Below are 22945 nucleotides of genomic sequence, written 5' to 3'. Positions count from 1 at the left end.
ATATGAAGACATTAAACAGCGCTTTACAAACTTTAAAAAACGGCTTCTTATTAGCTAGTTTTTTAGTTCTTATTTCAAATATTGTCATCTCGCAAGAAGATCCAAATAAAGAGACTACTATCAATTTCGACTTTACCAAAACATATACATCAAATGATGTGCAACTTAAAAATATTACTGCAGAAAATTTAGAGAGTGGGTTATCATTAACCATCGCACCAGATATTGAAAGTGCACTTACGATTAAAGGAGATTGGGATTTAACTAATTGGATTTATGTAACCTATACTATTAAAAATAACGGGAAAGAAACCGTTCGTTTTGACCCTTATATTTCAGGAAAAAAGCAAAATAGTAAGTGGAGCAAACCACTTTGGAGTATTGGTTGGATTCAACCTGGAGAAACAAGAATATTTAATACTCTTTTACTTCCAGATTATTCAACCCGTAAAAAGAATTACCCTAAAATGCATGAAGATTTCCCGAATATGAGAGGGATGCCAGATGGCATTTCTTTTGCTAGATCATTCGATTTAAAATTGACGAATCAAATTCAATTAAAGTTTCCGGCTTCACAAGAAAGTAAATCACTTACTTTAATTTCTATTCAAACACAAAATCCTTCTAAACCTAAAAAATATTTAGAAGATGCAGCTAGTTTTTTTCCTTTCATTGATAAATATGGACAGTATAAATATGCCACTTGGGATGGTAAAATCACAAATGACAAACAACTGAAAGAGGAGATAAAAAAAGAAAAGAAAGATTTAGCATCCTATACAGGTTCTAGCGAATGGAATGAATATGGAGGATTTAAAAACGGACCTAAGTATAAGGCAACAGGACATTTTAGAGTTGAAAAGTTAGATGGTAAATGGTGGATTGTTGATCCTAGTGGTGCCCTTTTTTGGTCTAGTGGGGTAAATTCTGCAGGCAAATTAGGAGTGAATACACCTTATAAAAATCGTGAACATTTTTTTGATGAATTACCTAAACAATCTGATCCTATTTACGGTAAGTTTTATAAAAATAATGAGTACAGTTTTGGTCAAGCAACTATCGTAAAAAAATATGGCTCTTTTGACCAATATGCTTATACAGAAAAAAGCTTAGAGCGCGCAAAAAGCTGGGGATTAAATACGTTTGGATCTTGGTCTGATGAGAATGTAGGGAAATATGCGGAGGATCAGCGTATACCTTATGCAACTTATGTAGGTACTTTAGATATTAAGTTGAATGAAAAATTTCCCGATGTATTCAATCCGAAATGGGAAAAAAGTGTTAGAAATAAAATTCAATCAAAAGCATATAAATTAAATAAAGACCCTTACTTTTTTGGGTATTTTGTGGATAACGAAATGCATTGGTACGAGCCTAATACTATGGCTCAAAAAACCTTGATGAATCCAGCTGCAAGTTATGGCAAGCGTGCTTTAATAGACATTCTTAAAGAGGAATTAAAAACCATAGAAATCTTTAATCAAAAAACAGTATCTAGTTTTAAAAGTTGGGATGATTTATTAAACAACAGAACAAAGCTAAAAGTCGAAAATATCGAAGAAGCAAATATTCTATTCTATGAAAAATTGTCTCATATTTATTTTAAAACCATAAAAAAAGCCATTGTAGAATTATCTCCTGGAAATTTATATTTAGGTTGTAGATGGCATGTCGATGGCGAACATAGAAACAAGTATAATGTGCCTATTGGAGCTCAATATTTAGACATTATTTCTTTTAACCAATATGACAATGAACTTACAGATTTCGAGTATCCTGGTAAAGGTACTTTTGACAAACCTTATCTGATTTCAGAATTTAATTTTGGGGCATTAGACAGTGGTAAATTTTATCCAGGTTTAGGTCATGCTTCAGACCAACGTAACCGTGGTGAGAAATATCAGAATTTTATTGAAAGTGGTTTAAGAGATTCTAATTGCGTAGGTGCACACTGGTTTATGTGGGGGAACTCAACCACAGCAGGTAGAAGTGTAGTTGGCGAAAATGCCAATTGCGGATTGGTTTCCGAAATGGATACCCCGTTTTATGAAATGCTAAAATATTTTAGAGCAACTAATTATAATTTATATTCGTATCGATTAAAAAATTAAGAAAATGGAAATGAAAATAAAAATAAAAACATCTATAATTTGTCTATGTATCTTGATCACAACATTCAGTTTTGCTCAGGAAAAAACAAATGTATTGATGATTGTTCTCGATGATTTAAATGATTATGTAGGTGTAATGGGAGGTCATCCGCAAGCGAAAACACCCCATATTGACAAATTAGCCAAAGAAGGGGTTTTGTTTACAAATGCGCATAGCAATGTACCCGTTTGCTCGCCATCTAGAGCAAGTTTTATGACAGGTATTTTACCTTCTACTTCTGGAAATTGGGGGTTTGGAGACTGGCAAAAGAATGAAATCTCGATGAATTCAAAATCGCTACCAGAACACTTCCGCGAAAATGGTTATAGTACTTATCAAACAGGCAAGGTATTTCATAGAAGTAAAAAAGGAGTTTGGGATGAAATGGGTGCTGTTGCAGATTATGGCCCTATGGCATATAACGGAAAAAAAGCTGTCCAGCACCCTTTATGTCCAACAGAAATGGGAGTGTTAGGTGCTTTAGATGCGACGTTTACATCGCTTAAAAACGTTCCTAATATTCCTAAAACTGCAGACGCACCTGGCTATAATGGATGGTACAACACAAATTGGAAAATCAACGCTCCGTTTAAATACATCACAGATGATAACAGAGATTTAATGACCGATGAAAAAAGTGTAGCTTGGTATAAAAATAAATTGGCTGATCTTGAAAATGACAATACTTCAAAACCATTTTTTATGGCGGTTGGTTTTATTCGGCCTCACACACCATTGGTAGTTCCTCAGAAATACTTTGATATGTTTCCTCTAGATAGCGTAAAAATTCCAGTACTTTTGGAAAATGACAAGGAAGACACCAAATTAGATGAAAATACCACAAATGAAACAAGAGGAAGAACAGCTTTTAGAACCTTAACAACGTCTTCAAGTTATGCGTCAAAGGAGAAAGCCCTACAAGTGTATGTTCAAGCCTATTTAGCTAGTATTGCTTTTGCAGATGATATGGTTGGTGAAACTTTAAAAGCATTAGAGGTCAGCTCGTTTAAAGACAATACCATGGTGATGCTTTTTGGTGACCATGGTTATAATTTAGGGGAAAAAGACTATTTGTTTAAATACAGCCTTTGGGAAGAATCTACACATGTGCCACTGATTATCAAGCATTCTAATTATTCTAAAAATGCTGGAATGACCGTTGATCATCCTGTGAGTTTGGTAGATGTATTTCCAACATTAAAAGACTTATGTAATCTTCAAGGCCCTACTTTAATTAATGAAAAAGGGGCGAAATTAGATGGTTTTAGTTTGAAACCCTTTCTTGAAAACCCAGAAGCTAAATCTTGGTCAGGACCAGATGTGGCATTAACAATCATTTCAAGTTGGAAATCTAAAGAGCCTGAGGATCAACATGTATCTGTAAGGTCTAAAGATTTTAGATATACGTTATATGCGAATGGTTCAGAAGAACTCTATAACCATAAAAATGATGCTTATGAATGGCATAATGTAGCAGATGATAAAAAACACAAAAAGATAAAAAAAGATTTAAAAAATCAATTGCTTCAACAATTATCAAAATAAAATAATTTTATTATTGTTGTAATTTGTAACTAATATTTACTTCAACCAATAGCTTTAGTATACAGTAAGGGTTTATGATATTCAATTTATCGGCTATAATAGTCATTCTAATTCTGCTCATCTTTTCTATTTCAAAGTGGAAACTACATCCGTTTTTTGCATTGCTATGGGCAGCGATACTTTTAGGTTTTTTAGTTGGTTTTGATGGCCAACAAACGATAGATGTCTTATTAAATGGGTTTAGTAATACGCTCAAATGGATTGCTATTGTTGTTATTTTTGGCGCATTTATAGGTGAAGTATTAAATGAAACAGGAGGTGGTGTTAGAATATCCGAAAAAATTTTAAAATTAGTTGGTCAGAAGAAAATTCCATGGGCTATGGGGATTACCGGATATATAGTATCTATTCCGGTTTTTGTTGATGTAGCCTATATTCTTTTTCAGCCCGTAGTTGAAGCCTTATCAAAAAAAAGTAAAACACCTGTACTCGTTGTAGGCTTATCTTTAGCAGCAGGACTCACGGTATCTCATACACTTATGCCACCCACCCCTGGTCCCATAGCGGTAGCCTCTTTATTGAATGCGAATATTGGACGCTTGCTCTTGATTAACTCATTCGTGGCTATATTTGTAGTTGCTGGTGGCGTGTTGTGGGCTAAACATTTTTGTAAAAAGTTTATTTTAGATTTTGATAGACAACAAGATGTTGAAGTTAAAAGACTAGATGCTATGCACGATTTGTCATTAAGGAAAGGTTCCATATTATTAGACTTAATGCCAATTATAGTACCTATAATTCTAATGGGAATTGGTGCTTTTTTAGATTCAAATGATACAATTGTTGGTAAGTTATTTTCATTTTTAAGTATTCCTATGGTTGCTGTTATGATTGGAGCATGTATTGCCGCTGTCGATTATATTTTTGGTCATAAGAAAGCGCATATTAATAAATTGGCAGAAGCGGCTATTATAAAATCGGCTTTAATTATCATGATTACTGGTGCTGGAGGGGCTTTTGGTTCTATTATTAGAGAATCTGGAGTACAAGAATCATTAGGAACCTATTTTTCAGCATTGCCTTTTCTTGGGTTTTTACTTCCTTTTTTGTTAGCGGCAGTTTTAACAAGTGCAACGGGGTCTATTACAGTTTCCTTAATTGGTGCGGCATCTATTTTAGGAAGTATGTCATCATTAATGCCCTATTCTCCAGAAATAATGGCTGCATTAATTGGTTCTGGCTCATTTTGTGTTTTTCATGCTAATTCAAGCTTCTTCTGGTTGTTAAACAGATTACATAACATTCCTATCCATGTTTTATATAAAACATATACACTTCAATCATTAGTCATGGGACTATCTGGATTAATTGCTGTAGGCATCCTTTATTTGCTTGGTGTTCGTTAGTGCATACCATTTTTTTAATTAAACTCGATAAATTAATAGTTAGACTCTTTGTTATTTTATAGCGCGTAATAAAATATTAGCTTTGATTTTTATATAAAACATATAAATTTCTTATATTCATAAAAAAAAATTGGAATTAAAATATTTACCATCGGTTATACCAGAATCACAATCGTTTTATTCAGAACGAAAAACAATACCATATTTTGGAGGTCATTGGCATTATCATGAAGAATATGAATTGATGTTCACTATTAAGGGTAATGGCATTCGAATAGTAGGAGATCATATGGATCATTTTCATGATGGCCAACTCGTTTTTATTGGAAGTGGGGTTCCGCATTTATTTAAAAATGAAGAAAAAGATGGAACTGAACTTGTTGACTATATAGTCATTAAATTTAATAGTGCTTTTAAAGGTTCTAATATTTATTTATTACCTGAATTTAGTGGTATTTTAAATTTCTTAAAACGCTCAGCTAGAGGTCTTATTTTTTCGCAAGATGTTGTTGATAAGTTAAGCGAACAGTTAATTCAGTTAACTAAAAGTGAAGGAGCAAGCCGAATTATTAATTTACTTGCTATTTTAAAATCGCTATCTACTGAGGTGGATTTTCAACATTTATCAAGTGAACATTTTTCATTAAAAAATTCAACTAAAGGAGAAGATAGAACCCAGAAAGTGATAGATTATATTACTGAGAATTATACGAATGACATTTCTTTAGATGATTTAGCCGCTGTTGCACATATGACAACAAATTCTTTTTGTCGCTATTTTAAGAGCAGAACAGGAAAAACGGTATTTCAATTTATTCGAGAATTTAGAATAAATAAAGCCTGTCAGATGCTAATTAATGGCGAAAGAAGTATTTCTGAAATTTGTTATGATACTGGTTTCAATTCGTTCTCTACTTTTAACAGAATCTTTAAAAATTTAAAACATGTATCAGCCAGTGAATACAAAAGCAGATACATGTTATTAAATAAATCAAGCAAGCAAGATTAATTTAAAGCAAGATTCCTCTGATAAAAAAAGTCTATTTTTAAGGTGTTTTAATCAACAACAAATAGGATTTAGTTGTAATTATTATAAAATTTAGCTCATCCCCCATTCATAAAGATGAACAGCCTAAACTTTTTAATAATTAAAATAATTTTTATCCGACAGTATTAGAATAACCTAGAATTATACTTGCTCCTATTAAAACTATTAGCCCCACTAGAAGTAAATTAAATGGTTTTTTAGCGCCTTTCCATTCGCCAGCTCTATAAGCCCAGAAATTGCTCACAATTAAGGATAAACCTAATAACATGGGCCATCCAATAACTCCACCAATAGGTCCTATTAATGCAGCGCCTTGACCATAAACTCCAAGAGCTCCAAACCAAAATATACTAGCTAGGATAGCCCATCTATATGCTTTTTTAGAGCCTTTGATTTTAAAATTACTCCAAGACTTATTTTTAAATAATAAAAAGATCGCATACCCTGCATTCATTATAAAGGCTCCAATTAGTACCACAACCCAAGCTGCTAAACTGGCATTTCTATCAATGGCTCCCATCTCTTCTGCCAATTTTGCAATGGGCGCTGCATTTACAAAACCAACATTTAGTAGTGCCGATAAAACACCACAGGCAACGGCTATTAAAATACCTTTTACAATATTAGATTTTTCTCCTGATGCTTGAGTGGTCATTTTGTCTTTGTCAATCCCAGCTTTAGCTGTAATAGCAACACCCACAAGTGTTATTGCTAGTCCTGCTATAACATAAGGGAACTGCGGGGTTGATGTTGCATTTTCCATTTGCAGTAAAGGAATTAAAGCACCAACTGAACCAGCCAGCCCCATAACAATACCCATGGTTAATGATAAACCAATATACGGCACACTTACGCCAAATAATATGCCTCCAATACCCCAAAGAAAACCAAATAACATCGCAAGATAAACAACACTTTGCATAGAAGGATCTGTAAACGAGGTACTTAAAACTTGTCCTAAGTCTGGCACGACTATAAAAGCCCAGGCCATTGGTATAATAATCATTGCTATAGTAGCGTGAACAAGCCACCACGACTCCCATTTTAAGGGGGCCATGTATTTCATACCTAGTCCGAAAGAGCCTTGAAAAATACTAGCAAAAATGATTAAAAGAAAAGGAAAAAACATAGTATCCATATATAAAAATTTAGTTCTTTATTTTATTTGTAATTGTTTTATATGCGTTCATTACCAATCCAACATCTACTGCATATGCAATATATTGTACGCCAATATTTTGCCATTGCTTAGCATCTTCTACAGATTCTGTAAAGGTTCCTACAAACTTTCCATGTGCTTTTGCTAAAGCTACAGCATCTTTCATTTTTGTTATTACTTTTTCATGATGCACTTGCCCAGGCACGCCACATGATTGAGAAAGATCGTAAGGACCTAGAAAAATCACATCTATTCCCTCCACCGAAAGTATTTCAGAAAGATTTTCTATTCCTTCTAAACCTTCTATATGTATGATTGTAATTACTTGATTATTTGCACTAGAAAAATGGGTATTAGCGTCTATGTTGGTATACTCTGCAGCTCTTACATAACGACACATGCCTCTTTCTCCGTTTGGATAAAATTTAGAGGCTTTTACAACATACTCAGCATCTTTTTTAGAAGATATTTGTGGCACTTGAATGCATTTTGCGCCTACATCCAAGGTTCTAAGTATTAAAGAATCGGAATTTTCTGTAACTCTAACAATAGGTGTAATGCCTTTTGCTTCTGCAGCTCTAATTAAATTTTGAACAGACTCTATACTAAAAGGACCATGTTCCATATCTAAAATCACAAAATCAAATCCTGCCAATGCAGCGATTTCAATCATGGTTGGATCTTGGATTTTACAAAAAGGCCCAAAAACGGTTTTGCCTTTTAGTAACGTATCTTTAATAGCGTTTCTTTTCATGTTATACAATCGCAGTTGAAATTCTTTTTTTAACTAAATAGTCGTCTAAGGCTAAGTGCGAACAATCATGACCAATACCACTATTTTTTATACCGCCATGAGGAAGATAGATAGCATATTTTACACCATTAATTTGAATTTCACCAAACTGTAATTCTTCAGTAAATCGTTCAATTCTTTTGTGGTTATTGGTGAAAATATAGGACGCTAAACCGTATTCGGTATCATTTGCCAATTCTAAAACCTCATCATCAGTATCAAAACTCATAATCCCTGCTACAGGTCCAAAGGTTTCCTTTCTAAACAAATCCATATCTGGAGTCATACCAGAGACGACTGTAGGTTCTATCCAATTACCTGCTTCCGGAAAACCTTCTGGAATGTTACCTCCATATTCTAGAGTACCGCCTTTACTTATTGCGTCTGCCACTAAATCTAACATTCTATCTCTATCTGAACGTGTAACCACAGGCCCCATAAATACATCTGGGTGGTCTTTAGTACCAAAACCTAACTTTAATTCCGAAGCCTTTTTCACATAGGTCTTTAAGAATTTATCATAGATACTTTTATGAACGAATATTCTATTGGCAGCGACACAAATCTGCCCTGAATTTCCAAATTTTAATCCAATGGCTAAATTTAAAGCGGTATCAAAATCGGCATCATCAAACACTATAAACGGTGCATTGCCTCCTAATTCCATCCCCAATTTCTTTATAGAAGTGGTACTATCTGCAATTACTTTTTGCCCGGTTGCTGTAGAACCAATCATGGTTAAAACCGCAGGAATTTTACTCGTGGTCATTGGTGTTGCCACCTCACTACTTGAGCCTGCTAAAATATTTACAACCCCCGCTGGAAAATTAATATCATGCAAAATTTCACCAATCATATAGGTTGATAAGGGTGATAATGTAGAAGGTTTAATAATTAAAGAACAACCTGCAGCCAATGCTGGTCCTAATTTAAAACCAACATTTAGCAGTGGAAAATTCCAAGCCAAATACGCAACTGCAACTCCAGCTGGTTTAGAAATCATTTTATGAGTATGGGTGTTTTCGTAATCTGGAATTTGTTCTTCTCGCAAGTTTTTCATGGCAGCTGGATACCATTCCAAGGCATTTGTAACGGCCTCAATATCCTCTAAAGCACCAGCATAAGTTTTACCCATTTCGTGTACCATAGCGGTTCGTAATTCATGTGCTTTTTCTAAAATTGCCACACGTAATTTATGCATCCAACTTGTTCTTTCTGCTAAAGATAGCTTGGACCAAAATTTAAAGCCTGCTTCTGCAGATAATAAGGCCTTTTCAGCATCTGCTTTTCCTGCTTTCGCAATTTGTGCAATGGCCTTACCGGTGGCAGGACAAATTACATCTTCTTTTTCTCCACTTACGGCATCAACTAATTCTCCGTTAATGTATAATTTTTTATACCCAAAATGTTCTGTTTGCATGGTCGTTATAGTATTTTCTATATTAAGGATTTTTTCAATACTGTCTTAGAAATCGTATATCTTTCTAAAACTGCTTCATCTATATCAATTCCAAGTCCTGGTCTATTAGGCACTTCAATCATACCGTCTTTCATTTCTATTACAGGATAGGATAGTTTATCACGAAGTGCATTTTCAGTTTGATCATATTCCATTAAAAAGTCAGGTTTCATCATTCTACCTGGTACCGATTCTAAATTAGAAATAAAATGAAGTGCTACATGCAGTCCTATAGCAGTGCCCCAAGTATGTGGAATGACATCTATACCATAGGTACTTGCTAATGCTGCAATTCGTTTAGCCTCAGTTATACCGCCACATGCACAAATGTCTGGTTGAATAATATCTACCGATTTAGTTCGTAGTAATTGATGAAAGCCAAAACGTAAATACTCACATTCACCTCCAGATATTGGGATGCTCGTTTTTGTTCTTAACTCGCTATATTGTTCATAAAATTCTGGTGATAACGGTTCTTCAAACCAACTAATATCAAAGGGTTCTATTTTTTTAGCTAATTGAACGGCCTCTCTAAAACTATAAGCATGATTGGAGTCTACCATAAGCTCAATATCATCACCTATAATTTCGCGCATTTTTTTTACATGCTTATAATCCTCTTTAATACCTAAACCAACTTTCATCTTGATGGCCTTAAAACCTTGAGCTATATATTGCGCAGCTTCTTTTTCAAAATCTTTAGATGGATTTGTTTTACAGGTAAAATACAAACCGGTAGCATAGGGCTTTACTTTATCTCTATGCGCTCCGCCTAACAATGTAGAAATTGGCAATCCCAAAATTTTCCCTTTAAGATCCCAAATAGCAATATCAATAGCGCTTATAGAAGCCACGAGTGTACCACGTCTTGCAAAATCTAAGGTTTTGCGATACATATTATTCCATATAACTTCATTTTCCAAGGGGTTATGGCCTATCACCATGGGTTCTAGCATTTTTATTCCCGCTTCTAAAACGGTAGCTGGACCATAGCCCTCTCCCCAACCATAGGTACCATTTGATGCCGTAACCTTTACTACACAAATACAGCGTTCTGAATATTCCCATTGTGAAAAGAAAAAGCTTTTTGATAAAGTATCTTTTAAGACGAAGGTTTCAATTTTTGTTATCTTCATATTTTTAAAGGTTGTATAACTAAAAATAATTCTTAGTTATAAAATGATTAATGGCATCAAAGCACATCTTTTTTTTTTAATGTAGCTACGACAAAAAGTCTCATAAACCCATCTAAATTGTTTCAGTATTGGATTATAAATCATAATCCACAATTTGCTCATCTTCCTGAACAGACTGAATGTAAGCAACAACGGCATCGTGAATAGGGTATTTTGTATAATCCCAGAAGGTATCTTTATTTTTATAGACCCCTATGACACTTACATCAAAAAATGATGCGCCGTAATCACCTATGTTAATTCCTGTTTCGTACGACACGATTTCTGGAATATGAGCTGGTAATTCATCTAATCGTCTTTTAACTTCTGTAGCTAATTCTTGCTTTGACATGCCGTTAGCCTGTTCCTTTAATTTCCAAAATACAATATGTTTATACATGCTATACTATTTAGTTGTTTTTAAAGTCAAAAAAGAGCTTCTATTCTATATTGAATAGAAGCTCTAAAAAAAAAATAATTAAAGGAGTCTCTATATTTATATAGCGGCTGTTTTTGAATACTATTTGATAATTTATTCATTTCTAAAAAAATTTTAAATAAGATAAACTAATAAACAATGTCTCAGAAAAAAACTCGCAAATATTAAGACTCCCTTAGTACTGGAAATAATTTGCTATTAATCACTTCTATTTTATTTTATTTATTTCTCTTAAAAATCAATCTGACTCTAAACATATATTGGTGTTTACAAATTTATTGCCAGCAATTTTTAAAAAATAAACGCAATGTAAGCTATATCTTTATAGAATAAAAATAGTTAATTCGAAGTATCTAGCTACTTCAGATATTACCTAAAGACAATCATTTATTAACTAATTAGTTTAATTAATTATTTAGAGGTTGTACCGTTATATTTTGGTTGGCAACACAAAATCTTAAACTTATGATCTTTATTATAGGCAAAAAAAATCCTCAACTCATTTTTTAAATATAGTTGAGGATTATAAATAAGTAACTAACTAACAATTCTTATTCTTTAATTATTTTTCTTGTAACCTGAGCACCATTTTCAGCTTCAAGCTTTAAAACGTATAAACCTTTACTTAAGCTTGATACGTTAATACTTTCTCTAGGTTGCTGTATACTTAATACTTCCTTACCTAGGATATCAAAAGCTTTGGCTGAAACTATTGGTTCTTGTACCTTAAATTTCAAAACATCTTTTACTGGGTTTGGATACGCACTAAACTCAAACGCATCATTATCATTAACTGATAAAGGGGGACAAGATGTACATGTTATCTCCATATTATCGAATTGTATAAATGAAGTTCCAGTTTGTCTTAATCTAAAGCCATGATTAACAGATGCGTTCGCTGTAAACGTTACTAATTTTTCCGCCCAATCATTTGTCATAGCTGGATTTGATTCAGTAATTAACGTAGTGTTTGTTCCAAGTTCAAAAACCTGTATTTGGGATTCTGCATCATTACCGTTGGTACGTTTTACATCAAGTTTAAACTCATAAGTTTGTCCAGCTACAAGTCCGAAAACTTTTTGAACCTGAGTAAAACCTCCAGTGGATATTTCACCATACCAGTCTGAAGCATCCGCTCCATTACCAATATTATTTATAGATTTTGCAATATACGCTGCATTAAAAACCTGCCAGTTGTTAACACCTACCAAATCAGCACCGTCAACATAAGCAAAATCAGAAGGTTCAAAACCATCCGAATAAACAATTGATTGCGCATTTAAAGCAAACGAGAATAAAGCTATAAAAGCTAAAAAGTAGAATTTTTTCATTTTTATTAAAATTTAATGGATTAATATCTCACTAAATTACATCTGTTCCAGCATATTTAACAACCATTAATTACCTAATAACTCTCACTAATTAACCATAAATAAATGAGAAAGCATTTGATAAAATGGAGTTAAAAGTATGGTAATAGTTGTAAGATATTTTTTATCAATCAGGAAGTTCAATTTAATGAATAATATGTAGTTTAAATTAAAAAGGAATTTCAGTCTTTTTTACTTCTTAACTAATTTAAAGTGGTTTAACTACATTATAATATCAGGTGAATAACTGCAAATTTGAATACACACATTATATTTTCTTAAAAACTGTAATTTCGATTTCGTGCAGGTTGCCATTTATTTAATTCTAGCTTTTTGAATATTATTTTCTCTTAAAAATATTTTTTTTAAATAGTATCAAAAAATAAATACTACAATAAACCCAATTCTATTCAGAATTGGGTTTTGTAAACTAGAAACAAGATTTATTTTTTACTAGATTTTAACTAATTTAAAGTTGTCTACGTGCATTTTAACGCCTTCTGCCCATCGGTACACTTGAAGACAAATATTTTCTCTACCTTCTATCACTGTAAACTCCCCTTCATGCAATTGCCACTTGTCCTGCCTTGGCTCTTTTAATTGCTCATTTACATAAAAATGCATGTCCCCCTCTTTGCCTGACAATACTTTAACGGCGTAGTTAGTTTTCCAATTGACGTCTGCATTCGTCATTTTTACAGCTACACTAAACACATAAGTTTCACCAACCTCTAAATTTCTATATTTTACTAAAGTAGCATTTACTTCATCACCGCTAGTTGCAAACTTATCTGAATCATTAAATCCTTTTCCTTTCTTTTCGGTTACTGTCCATGTACTTTTACCCCAGGTGTTAAATTTATCTCTATCTAAAGATAAAATATCTTCTTTTTTTTCTAATGCTTCAAAATCTTGAGAAGTAATAACCTTTTGTGCATTTGTAATGCCTATAAAACAGCATATTGCTATGCCTGCCATAATTGATTTTCTCATTGTATAATTTATTTATTATTCCTCATAAAATTAGAACACTTATGGCTATTAAATAGTTTTAAAATTAGCATCTTATACTCAGTAATTACCAATAACGCCCGCAGAGGGTAACGTATTTTATTACATACACTTAATTCATAAATATTGCAACCACCTTATTTTTTATTCTGTTTTTAATAATAACCATAAAACTTTTAATTTTTTCTAATATTAGAAAGGCAAATCGTTGAAAATGAATGGACTTAAGTTTTTAATAATTAAGGTGTAAAGATTATGATTTCTGATAACTACCGCTCGGAATATATAAGATTTTTCATTTCCTTTTTGAGCTGTTTTTTAATAGTGTTGAAGTCTGTATTTCAGCTAAATTTAACCATTCATCAGCATTTTCAGAAATGTTGTAGAGCTATTATTTTTTATTAAGAATAACTAGGGCTACTAATAAAACAATCAATACCTATTTTATACGCTCCAAGACTATAACACTTATCGCTATTGACAGGTTTTTTAATATTAACGCTTTATGCGCCATAATTACCATCATGAAGCTCGGGCAATGTTTTAAAAATTAAATTTGTGATTAAGGATACTAAACCTGTTGTGTATTTTTAGAGAAATTTATCTATTCTAACTAATTTTACTCTTTTTATGAGTAAAATTAGTATTGAGAATAAAATTTTCCACTTCAAAGCTTGTTTTCGATACTATTTTCCTATTGAAAATTACTCGAACTAACATTTAGACAATCAAAATGCACAATGGGTAAAGCCTGCAAATGCCGTTGCCGCTTGCCAACCAATTAATGTTTTTGAAGATGAAAATTAGGTGCACTGCCAAAAAAAACAAGTGTCTTGCGCTGGTTAACTTGCTTTTCTCCACTTTTCAACCAGACTGACTCATTGGATGTCAAGTTTTAAAACATCGTGTTTATCGTTATTATTTGCTACAAATACTACTTTTTTTTCTTTCATCTTTACCAAAACGATATTTCTAACATCTTTATCTACAAAAAAGCCTGATTCTAAATGATTTATAGCAGTGAAACTGCCTTTGCTATCTCCCAATAAAATATTTCCAACACCAGCATCTGCCCTCGTTGTTTCAACTTCTGATTGATAATTATTTCCAGCTAGCAACAAATCATCATGCCCATCGTCGTTAAAATCATAATATAAAATACTATTTACTGGAGATTGTTGAATTTGATTTGCGAATGGCTGAAAGTTAAAATTGTTATCACCTTTATTAATAAATATTCCAGACCTAAATTCATTAGCCTCATAATGTAATGCTTTTTTTATTCCAGGACCTAAAATTCCTTCAATATCTCTATTTGCAAAATCTGTATATGATTTTATTTTAGAATTCAAATGAGGCATTTGTTGTGCAGTACAACCTTTACCTCGCACTGGAACCTGTTTATTATTATAATATTTTGCAAGAAAGACATCCTCAGTTCCGTTGTAATCAAAATCAGAGGTGTAAATGTGAAATGGTTTTTGCTTAGATGCATGAAACTTATAATTCAGGCCTAAATTACCAGCTACAATATCTTTATCGCCATCATCATCTATATCTACGATTAATAGTTTGTTCCACCAGCCTTTGGAATCGTTCAATGTTTCATAATAAGTTGTCTTTTCCAGTTTGCCTGAGGTGTTGAGAAACACCTCTATACCCATCCATTCTCCAGTTAGAATTAAATCTAAATCGTTGTCATTATCAATATCAAACCAGCTAGCATCTGTTACCATTCCAATATTCTGCAATTCAGGAGATAATTTATAGGTTTCATTTTTAAAGGATCCGTTATTATTTATTAATAATAAACTTTCAGGAGCATGAGGATATCTTGCAGGAATTACGCGTCCGCCAACAAATAAATCCATATCACCATCATTATCATAATCCGCCGAAACAACTACGGATCCTGCTGAGTAAATTTTTGGTAATGATGTTTTTTTAAATTTTCCTTTACCGTTGTTTATGTAAAGTCTATCCTGAAGCATTCTGGGGTTTTTGTCAAACTCATAACTACCGCTTACAATAAATAAATCTTGATCTCCATCATTGTCAGCATCAAAGAAAGTTGCTCCAGTATCTTCAAATTGTTTGTCTAAGGCAAATGTTTGATGATTTGTGATTTTAAAAAGGCCTGATTTTTGCCCTAAAAGTAACTGTCCTGCTTGCAGATGCCCGCCACCTATAAAAACATCTTCAATGCCATCATTATTTACATCAGCTTTTGCTAAGGCTGGCCCCGTTTGAGATATTTTGTGCGGCAGTAAAACTTGACGACTATAATCATTAAAATAAGGGTCTATATGCTTATAGTTTGAATCAATTCTTTTGAATAATGTTTTCTTATCATAATTAGAAGATTCATTTACAAGTTGAGATTCTTTATATTCAATTGTTATTTCTTTATTTCCAGCAATATTATGGAGTACTTGTGTTTTACCATCTTGCCAAACGACTTCAATTTTTTTTATGGTTTTAGCTTGTCCTATCCCAAAATGTAATTTGTTTGAAACAGCAGATAAGAATCCTCTAGAGTTTATTAATTGACGTACCATTTTAGTGTCATCTTCCAAGATAATAGTGACATGTGTTCCTATGCCAAATGTGTTGCCCTCGGGTCCTTTGAATGAAACTTTTAAGAAATTTCCTGTATTTAAATCTCTAGCATTGTTTTTTAAAATAGTCGCCTGGTCATTAATATTACTAATAACAATATCTAAATCTCCATCATTATCCAAATCAGTGTAGATAGCACCATTTGAAAAGGTTGGTACAGCGTTAACCCACTTGGTTGAAGTGTCTTCAAAAGTAAGATTGCCATTATTCTTAAAAAAATAATTAGTTAATTTTTGCTGAGGTAGCATTTTAGCAAATTTTAAGAAATCTTCTTTACTAGGTTTTCTATTATTTTTTTTAAGCTGTTCAACGATGGCTTTATTGGAGTCTCTATCAATAACATCTCTAAAAACGCCGTTGGTTACATAAATATCATTTAGTCCATCTAAATCAAAATCTGCTGAAATCATGGCCCAACTCCAATCTGTATCTCCCATATTAGCCATTTTAGAAATCTCACTAAACGTGCCATTACCATTATTAAGCTGTAACATATTGTGCATATATTGATAGTGATACCCATTTGTAGTCATTTTTTCAAATTGACTTATTGAGGTCATACCCATGGTAGTTTTAGATCTTATATAATCCTTTGGGTTCATATCAAGAGTCATTAAGTCCAAGAAACCGTCATTATTCATGTCTGCTACATCTCCGCCCATACTGTTAAATGACATGTGTTTAACGACCTTATCGGCACTTTCGGTGAAGGTTCCATTTCCATTATTCAAAAACGCGTAATCAGGCATGTTAAAATCATTATTCACATATATATCAAGCCATCCATCATTATTTAAATCTACCACTTCAGGATTTAAACCAAAAGCCCTCTCTGGCATAATTCCCGCTTTTAATGTGACATCCGTGTAGTGGCCAGTGCCATCATTATTGTATAATTTATCGCTTCCTTTTAGTTTAATAGTTTCAGGATTCGTTTGAATATCTTTCAAATCAAGTACCTCAGTTTGATTGCGGTTAACAATATCAGCAGAGTTTGAAATGTATACATCTAAATCGTTGTCATTATCATAATCAAAGAAGACGGATTGAATGGTTCTGTTAGAATCTGCAAGCCCTAATTCTTCTGCCTTTTCAGAGAACGTTAAATCTCCATTATTGATGTATAGCAGGTTTGCGAATCTATTATCCTTATCAATCCAGCCACCTCTTGATACATAAATATCTAAAAAACCATCATTATTGACATCTACAAACGTTACTCCAGTATCAAACCCTTTTTTATTTATGATTCCGGCCTTTTCAGAGATGTCCTCAAACTTAAATCCCCCTTTGTTTAAGTATAACTTATTTTGATTAGAATTTGATGTAAAAAATAAATCTACAAAACCGTCATTATTTATATCGCCCGAAGCCACACCACCTCCTATATACAAATAATTATATTGAAAGTAATTTGCATCGACAGTTTCCTCTAAAATATTCACAAAACCAACACCTGTTTTATTTGCAGATAATGAAGTAAACAACTTGTCTTCTGAAACTGTTTCTTCACTTTTAGGCCTTTTTTTTTGTTCTTTTTCACAAGAGAACAATAATAAAAATGTCGTAATTAAAATCAATAAACTTTTAAAGGTTTGAAGGCTTTTCGATGTTTTCATTTTATTATGGCATATTAAGCTAGTAAGCTATGGTTATTAGAATATTAAGAACTCTAATTGTACAGATACAAATGTAATAATTTGTATGTTTTAAGAAAACAAAAACACGACAAGAAATACATGTCTCTTACCGTGTTTTAGCAACTTAAAAATAAAACTTTTAGTCTGCCAAGGAAGGGTTTCTAGCAACCGCATCGGCAGGAATAGGAGCTAGATAATTACTGGCTTCTAGGCTGCCTATTATAGGGTTATGCTCAGGAATTAAACCACTAACGTTATCTCTAATAGAAAGTACGTCTTTAACTTTTTCTCTTCGCATTAAATCGTACCATCGTTTGTACTCTCCTGCAAATTCCCATTTGCTTTCTTCGAAAGCTAGGTCTTCAATAATTCCAGATGTGATATCCACGCTAGGGTCTGGAGTTGCATAGGGCAGGCCTGCAGCTCTACGACGAATTTTATTAAGCGCTTCCCACGAATTAGAAGTTACATTGCCTGATAGACCAGATGCTTCAGCATAAATTAATAATATTTCTGCATATCGCATAATAAAGTCATTTCTTTCGGTAATAAAATCACCTGGGTTTAAATTCCCAGGAGGACCAGTAATTTTTTTGAAAACAGGGCTTTTTTGAGCATTAAAACTCTGCCAATCTAGATCTAACCTATAAGTTGCATCTTTTCTAGGGCCAGCAGGAAAATCTTCGAAAAATTTGATTTCTGCAAATGTTTCATTCCATCCACCTAAATCAGCTGGTAATCCTAGTCTGCTAAATTTTCTATTACCTACGTCGTTGTTAGGACATTGTTTACAGAATGCTATAGTATACAATGATTCCTTGCTAAAACGTCCATCTAATGTCCACAAATCCTCTAAATCATCAACTAGGCCAAAACCATGGCTATCTGCGTTCTCCATTACTTGTAATGCTGAAGACGCTGCCTGAGTGTATTTACTTGCGTCCTTCATCGGGAAACCTCCCCAATCCATATATAGACGTGCTAAAAATGCTCTAGAAGAACCTGAATTAGGTCTTGATGCTCCAGATGGAACTCCCGGATATATAGCAGGAAGTTTTTCTTCTGCAAGTAATAGGTCAGATTCAATTTGTAGATATACTTCTTCTAATGAAGATCTAGAAATATTAGGATCAGGGAATTTTGTTAATGGTAATGGAATTCTTCCATGTACACGTGCTAATTGATAAAACAAAATACCTCTTAAAAAATGAGCTTCACCAATATACTGTTGTAACAAATTTTGATCTACGGCCTCTAATCCAATCAATCCTTCTGAACGATCTAAAACACCGTTAATAGAATTTATAGCATCAAAAATAGCATTCCAGTTTCTTAATAATCTACTGTTTGAAGAAAGAACAGCTCTTTGGTCAAACTCTCTAAAGTCTGCCTTATTGAGAGCACGGTGAGTGGTCATATCGTCTCCGGCCCATGCTGGTGCATAAAACGTGGTCATCCGGGCAGCTAGGGTTACCTGGCTATATACACCACCAATACCACTATCCATTTCTTCTAAACTTCCAAAAGATTCTGGAGGTAAGTTAAATTCTGTTGGATCTGGGTCTAAATCCGCACAACTTTGTACGGTAACACCGGTAATAGCAAATAAAAAGAACAGCCCTAATAAAGATGTGCCCTTTAATCCTTTTTTAAAATTAATTGTATTCATATTCATGTTTTTTTAATTAAAGATTTTTTTAAAACTGAACTTTAAGTCCTATTGTGAATGAAACTGGATTTGGATATGCACCACTATCAATTCCTGCACCTGCATCTTCGTTTGCACCTCCTTGAACTAATGATGACACCTCAGGGTCATAGCCTTTGTAGTCTGTTATTAAAAATACATTTTGTCCACTTGCATATAATTGTAGGCTATTTATTCCACTAATAAGGGTGTCATCAAAAGTATATCCTAATTTAAGGTTGCTTAATCTAACAAAATCACCTTTTTCAACCCAACGTGAAGAATTTAAAACATTCCCAGTTCCTGCTCTTGGCAAATCTGTTTCGTTTTCAGGAGTCCATCTGTTATAAACATCTGGCGAAAGGTTACTTCTATTCCCTCCATTTCCAGTAATAGTACCTCTAGCTTGGTTGTATACATCAAATCCCAATGAACCATTTAAAAAGATGTTTAAATCCCAATTTTTGTAAGTAAACGTGTTATTAAATCCAAAAGTTACGTCAGGTAGCCCACTACCAATAGTATTGAATTCTAATTCATTGTTTTCATCCAATTTGAATTTTGCATCACCCGGCTGGAACAATGAATTCCCATCCCCATCAACCGGTATATTATCAGTAGTCTTCCATGTTCCTTGTGCTTCATAACCCCAAAATGTTCCAAGAGGTTCTCCCACTTTTATAACATTAAGCCTGATTCCAGCACCACCAATTCCACTGGCGTTTCCAACAATAAAATCTGCACCATCATTAAGTTTAGTAACTTTGTTTTTAAGAGAAGAAAGATTAAAACTAGCATTCCAATTAAAATCGTCCTTTTGAATGATATCAGCACCAATTGAAAAGTCAATACCTTTATTATTAACCTCACCTGCATTTATGAAGGTTATAATAGAGGTGCCAGGAACAATAGTTTGAAGTAATAAATCTTCAGTATCCTTGTTAAACCAGTCAATAGATCCTGTTATGCGACCGTTTAAAAAACCAAAATCTAAACCTATGTTAGTCTGAGTAGTTGTTTCCCAAGTTAAATTTGGATTACCCTCCTGAGATTGAACAGATCCTGTATTAGTAGTTTCACCGTCAATTGTATAAAGACCAGAGTTATTGTTTAGTGAAAACCTAGCGCTTGCATTAATGTTTTGGTTTCCTACTTTACCCCAACCAGCTCTAAATTTGAGCGATGATAACGGTGATTTTTCAATAAATTCTAACTTTGCTAAGTTTACTGCAATAGCTCCAGAAGGGAAATACCCGGTTCTGTTATCTTTTGAAAACCTTGAAGACTCATCAACTCTTAGAGACCCTGTCAAATACAGAAAGCTATTAAAGTTGTATTGTGCACGGCCCAAATAAGATTGTATTGCTGATTCATCTCCAGAATTAGAGAAGGTTTCATTAGCACTCTCATCTGCTAGGTATAAACCTCCAACATTTAAATCATTTACTGCATAACCATTATTGAGTGCTCGTGTACCTTGAAATTCATAAACACCGGTAACATCAAAATTATGCTTGTTAAATGATTGATTCCAGTTTAAAATATTACTTACTTGATGTGATGTGGCATTATTATTTTGGTAAGAAATATTGGTAAAACCTGTGGCATCAAAATCGCCTTCAACTCTAAACGATTCCGTATTTCTATGAAATGTTGAAACCGAAGTAACTAAAGTATAGCTAATATTATCTGTAAAGTTGTACTTTCCGTTTAAGGTAATATTTAAACGATCCGCAGTTACTTCATGGTCACTTAGTTCTAACCTTCGAATAGGGTTAAAGTTATTATTTGCAACTTCTCTAGGAGATCTTAAAATATAGTCGCCATTTTCATCTCTTACAGGAGCAGTAGGATCCCAAGTCATGGCTCTTAATATACTACTACCGTCTGGGCTATTAAAAGCGTCTTGGTCATTATTTGTAATTTCTCTACTTGCAGTCACATTAGCAGTAACACTTAATTTATCATTAAATTCTTTACTTACGTTAGATCTAAACGAGTATCTTCTATAATTAGAAGTGATTTGTGTACCTTTTTGATCCATAAAGTTTCCAGATAAAAAATATCTTAATTTATCATTAGTACTCCCACTAATAGAAAGTTGCGTGTTGTTCGTGAAACCTGTTTGAAACATCAAATCTTGATACCTTATTGGACTAGCTTCAAAAGCTTCAATTTGCGCTGCAGAATAAGGAGCGTCGGCCGGATCATTAACTGGGTTAGCAATAAATTCTTCATTTTCTAAGGTTGCAAATTGAGCAGAACTTAAAGTTGGAATCCTTTTGTTAATATTGGATACTGTTATAAACTGATCAAAAACTACTTTGGCTTTACCTGAACCTTTTTTAGTTGTTACTAAAATAACACCGTTAGACCCTCTGGACCCATATATTGCTAGTGCAGATGCATCTTTAAGCACCTCCATAGAAGCAATGTTATTTGGGTTTATTGTTCTTAAATCTCCTCCAAAAACACCATCAACCACTACAAGAGGGTCGTTGTTACCAGTAATAGAGTTAACACCCCTAATTCTTACTTTTATTCCTTTTCCTGGCGAACCCGAACCTGCAACGGTAACACCAGACGCCCTACCTTGTAATGCATTTTCAACACGAACCAATGGTTGGTCTTCAAATGACTTTGCCGAAACTTGAGAAACAGCACCTGTTACGTCGCTCTTCTTCGCAGTTCCGTAACCAATTACTACTACCGTTTCAAGTTTTGCAGTATCTTCAGCTAGCGTTACATTGATTGTTGTTTGATTACCTACTGTAATAGTTTGTGTTACATATCCTAGAAAAGAGATTTCTAAAACATCATTTGATGATGCTGAAATACTAAAGTTTCCATCAAAATCTGTGACAGATCCTTGAGATGTTCCTTTTATTATGATATTCGCCCCTGGAATGCCAACACCAGAGTCATCAACTACAGTTCCATTAATGGTTTGTTGTGCGTTAGCTTGGTCAAAGCCCATAAACATGAGAAGTATTCCCAGAAAGAAACTTCTTCTCAATAACACAGTAATTTGTTTTTTCATAATTGTTTAGTTTTAGTTGTATTAATTAATAAAGGTGTGATTTTTTAATAGTAATTAGCATTAAATGAGAGTGCTTTAATAACCACTAAATCAATATTTTTCGCAAGAAAATTGAATTTTTCTGTGTTTGTAACTCAATAATTATCCCTTAATGATCATATTTTATCATTTCCTTAAAATCTTAAAAAAAATCTAAAAGCTAGATAAGTGTTTTAGTTTACAAGAAAGCATATACCTACTTTTTAAAAAAGATGACTTTTACATTTTAGTACATGACAAAAATATAATTCATTGATTTTCAATAAATTAAGCATTGATTAATTAGGTTAAAGCATTGATTTTCAGTATATTAGATGAATAATTCCACTTATTTTTCTAATGAAGAAAACCAATGCTGTCACTA

General features: G+C 33.3%; 14 protein-coding genes. 4 read left to right on the top strand and 10 right to left on the bottom strand.

Going from position 1 to position 22945, the window contains the following annotated elements; translation table 11 throughout:
* Nucleotides 1–2: 2 nt before the first annotated feature.
* From P8K68_RS08475 to P8K68_RS08460, 4 genes are all read left to right on the top strand, one after another.
* Entirely contained in the window at nucleotides 3–2111 is a 2109-nt protein-coding gene (locus tag P8K68_RS08475) for a hypothetical protein (protein ID WP_300249539.1), read from the top strand.
* 97 nt (nucleotides 2112–2208) lie between these two features.
* Complete coding sequence (locus P8K68_RS08470; RefSeq protein ID WP_300249537.1) at nucleotides 2209–3696, top strand: sulfatase; 1488 nt, start codon at nucleotides 2209–2211, stop codon at nucleotides 3694–3696.
* A gap of 74 nt (nucleotides 3697–3770) precedes the next feature.
* Entirely contained in the window at nucleotides 3771–5102 is a 1332-nt protein-coding gene (locus P8K68_RS08465; protein WP_300249534.1) for a GntP family permease, read from the top strand.
* Between the two features lie 130 nt (nucleotides 5103–5232).
* Nucleotides 5233–6111 carry an AraC family transcriptional regulator gene (locus tag P8K68_RS08460; RefSeq protein ID WP_300249531.1) on the top strand — a complete coding sequence of 293 codons (879 nt, stop codon included), beginning with the start codon at nucleotides 5233–5235 and terminating at the stop codon, nucleotides 6109–6111.
* Between the two features lie 151 nt (nucleotides 6112–6262).
* Here the strand turns inward: P8K68_RS08460 and P8K68_RS08455 are convergent, their stop codons facing one another.
* The 10 genes from P8K68_RS08455 to P8K68_RS08410 all read right to left on the bottom strand — a co-directional run bounded on the left by P8K68_RS08455 (nucleotide 6263) and on the right by P8K68_RS08410 (nucleotide 22542).
* A complete protein-coding gene (locus P8K68_RS08455) occupies nucleotides 6263–7288 on the bottom strand; it encodes an L-rhamnose/proton symporter RhaT (protein WP_300249528.1) in 1026 nt (341 codons plus the stop codon).
* Between the two features lie 10 nt (nucleotides 7289–7298).
* On the bottom strand, nucleotides 7299–8063 hold the full coding sequence (locus tag P8K68_RS08450; protein WP_300249526.1) for an aldolase/citrate lyase family protein: 765 nt from the start codon (nucleotides 8061–8063) through the stop codon (nucleotides 7299–7301).
* 1 nt (nucleotide 8064) lies between these two features.
* Nucleotides 8065–9522, bottom strand: coding sequence for an NAD-dependent succinate-semialdehyde dehydrogenase (locus tag P8K68_RS08445; RefSeq protein WP_300249523.1), 1458 nt, complete (start codon nucleotides 9520–9522; stop codon nucleotides 8065–8067).
* 17 nt (nucleotides 9523–9539) lie between these two features.
* A complete protein-coding gene (locus P8K68_RS08440) occupies nucleotides 9540–10697 on the bottom strand; it encodes a mandelate racemase/muconate lactonizing enzyme family protein (protein WP_300249520.1) in 1158 nt (385 codons plus the stop codon).
* 133 nt (nucleotides 10698–10830) lie between these two features.
* On the bottom strand, nucleotides 10831–11136 hold the full coding sequence (locus P8K68_RS08435) for a Dabb family protein (RefSeq protein ID WP_300249517.1): 306 nt from the start codon (nucleotides 11134–11136) through the stop codon (nucleotides 10831–10833).
* 590 nt (nucleotides 11137–11726) lie between these two features.
* Nucleotides 11727–12506: a T9SS type A sorting domain-containing protein gene (locus P8K68_RS08430; RefSeq protein WP_300249514.1), complete on the bottom strand. Its 780-nt coding sequence runs from the start codon at nucleotides 12504–12506 to the stop codon at nucleotides 11727–11729.
* 492 nt (nucleotides 12507–12998) lie between these two features.
* Complete coding sequence (locus tag P8K68_RS08425; RefSeq protein ID WP_300249511.1) at nucleotides 12999–13538, bottom strand: hypothetical protein; 540 nt, start codon at nucleotides 13536–13538, stop codon at nucleotides 12999–13001.
* 896 nt (nucleotides 13539–14434) lie between these two features.
* The gene (locus tag P8K68_RS08420; RefSeq protein WP_300249508.1) at nucleotides 14435–17794 is read right to left on the bottom strand and encodes a VCBS repeat-containing protein; all 3360 of its coding nucleotides are present in this window, start codon (nucleotides 17792–17794) and stop codon (nucleotides 14435–14437) included.
* Between the two features lie 160 nt (nucleotides 17795–17954).
* Complete coding sequence (locus P8K68_RS08415; protein WP_300249505.1) at nucleotides 17955–19484, bottom strand: RagB/SusD family nutrient uptake outer membrane protein; 1530 nt, start codon at nucleotides 19482–19484, stop codon at nucleotides 17955–17957.
* Nucleotides 19485–19512: 28 nt separating this feature from the next.
* The gene (locus tag P8K68_RS08410) at nucleotides 19513–22542 is read right to left on the bottom strand and encodes a TonB-dependent receptor (RefSeq protein ID WP_300249503.1); all 3030 of its coding nucleotides are present in this window, start codon (nucleotides 22540–22542) and stop codon (nucleotides 19513–19515) included.
* Between the last annotated feature and the right edge of the window lie 403 nt (nucleotides 22543–22945).

The sequence above is a fragment of the Algibacter sp. genome, from assembly GCF_029245835.1.
Taxonomy (GTDB): domain Bacteria; phylum Bacteroidota; class Bacteroidia; order Flavobacteriales; family Flavobacteriaceae; genus Algibacter_B.
Note: the sequence above shows the minus strand (reverse complement) of the source record. Positions and strands in the feature narration are given on the sequence as shown.

Coding starts and splice junctions, on each gene's coding strand:
- P8K68_RS08440 (WP_300249520.1), bottom strand. CDS start 10,697: ATGAAGATAACAAAAATTGAAACCTTCGTCTTAAAAGATACTTTATCA.
- P8K68_RS08470 (WP_300249537.1), top strand. CDS start 2,209: ATGATTGTTCTCGATGATTTAAATGATTATGTAGGTGTAATGGGAGGT.
- P8K68_RS08455 (WP_300249528.1), bottom strand. CDS start 7,288: ATGGATACTATGTTTTTTCCTTTTCTTTTAATCATTTTTGCTAGTATT.
- P8K68_RS08430 (WP_300249514.1), bottom strand. CDS start 12,506: ATGAAAAAATTCTACTTTTTAGCTTTTATAGCTTTATTCTCGTTTGCT.
- P8K68_RS08415 (WP_300249505.1), bottom strand. CDS start 19,484: ATGAATACAATTAATTTTAAAAAAGGATTAAAGGGCACATCTTTATTA.
- P8K68_RS08435 (WP_300249517.1), bottom strand. CDS start 11,136: ATGTATAAACATATTGTATTTTGGAAATTAAAGGAACAGGCTAACGGC.
- P8K68_RS08445 (WP_300249523.1), bottom strand. CDS start 9,522: ATGCAAACAGAACATTTTGGGTATAAAAAATTATACATTAACGGAGAA.
- P8K68_RS08465 (WP_300249534.1), top strand. CDS start 3,771: ATGATATTCAATTTATCGGCTATAATAGTCATTCTAATTCTGCTCATC.
- P8K68_RS08410 (WP_300249503.1), bottom strand. CDS start 22,542: ATGAAAAAACAAATTACTGTGTTATTGAGAAGAAGTTTCTTTCTGGGA.
- P8K68_RS08425 (WP_300249511.1), bottom strand. CDS start 13,538: ATGAGAAAATCAATTATGGCAGGCATAGCAATATGCTGTTTTATAGGC.
- P8K68_RS08420 (WP_300249508.1), bottom strand. CDS start 17,794: ATGAAAACATCGAAAAGCCTTCAAACCTTTAAAAGTTTATTGATTTTA.
- P8K68_RS08475 (WP_300249539.1), top strand. CDS start 3: ATGAAGACATTAAACAGCGCTTTACAAACTTTAAAAAACGGCTTCTTA.
- P8K68_RS08450 (WP_300249526.1), bottom strand. CDS start 8,063: ATGAAAAGAAACGCTATTAAAGATACGTTACTAAAAGGCAAAACCGTT.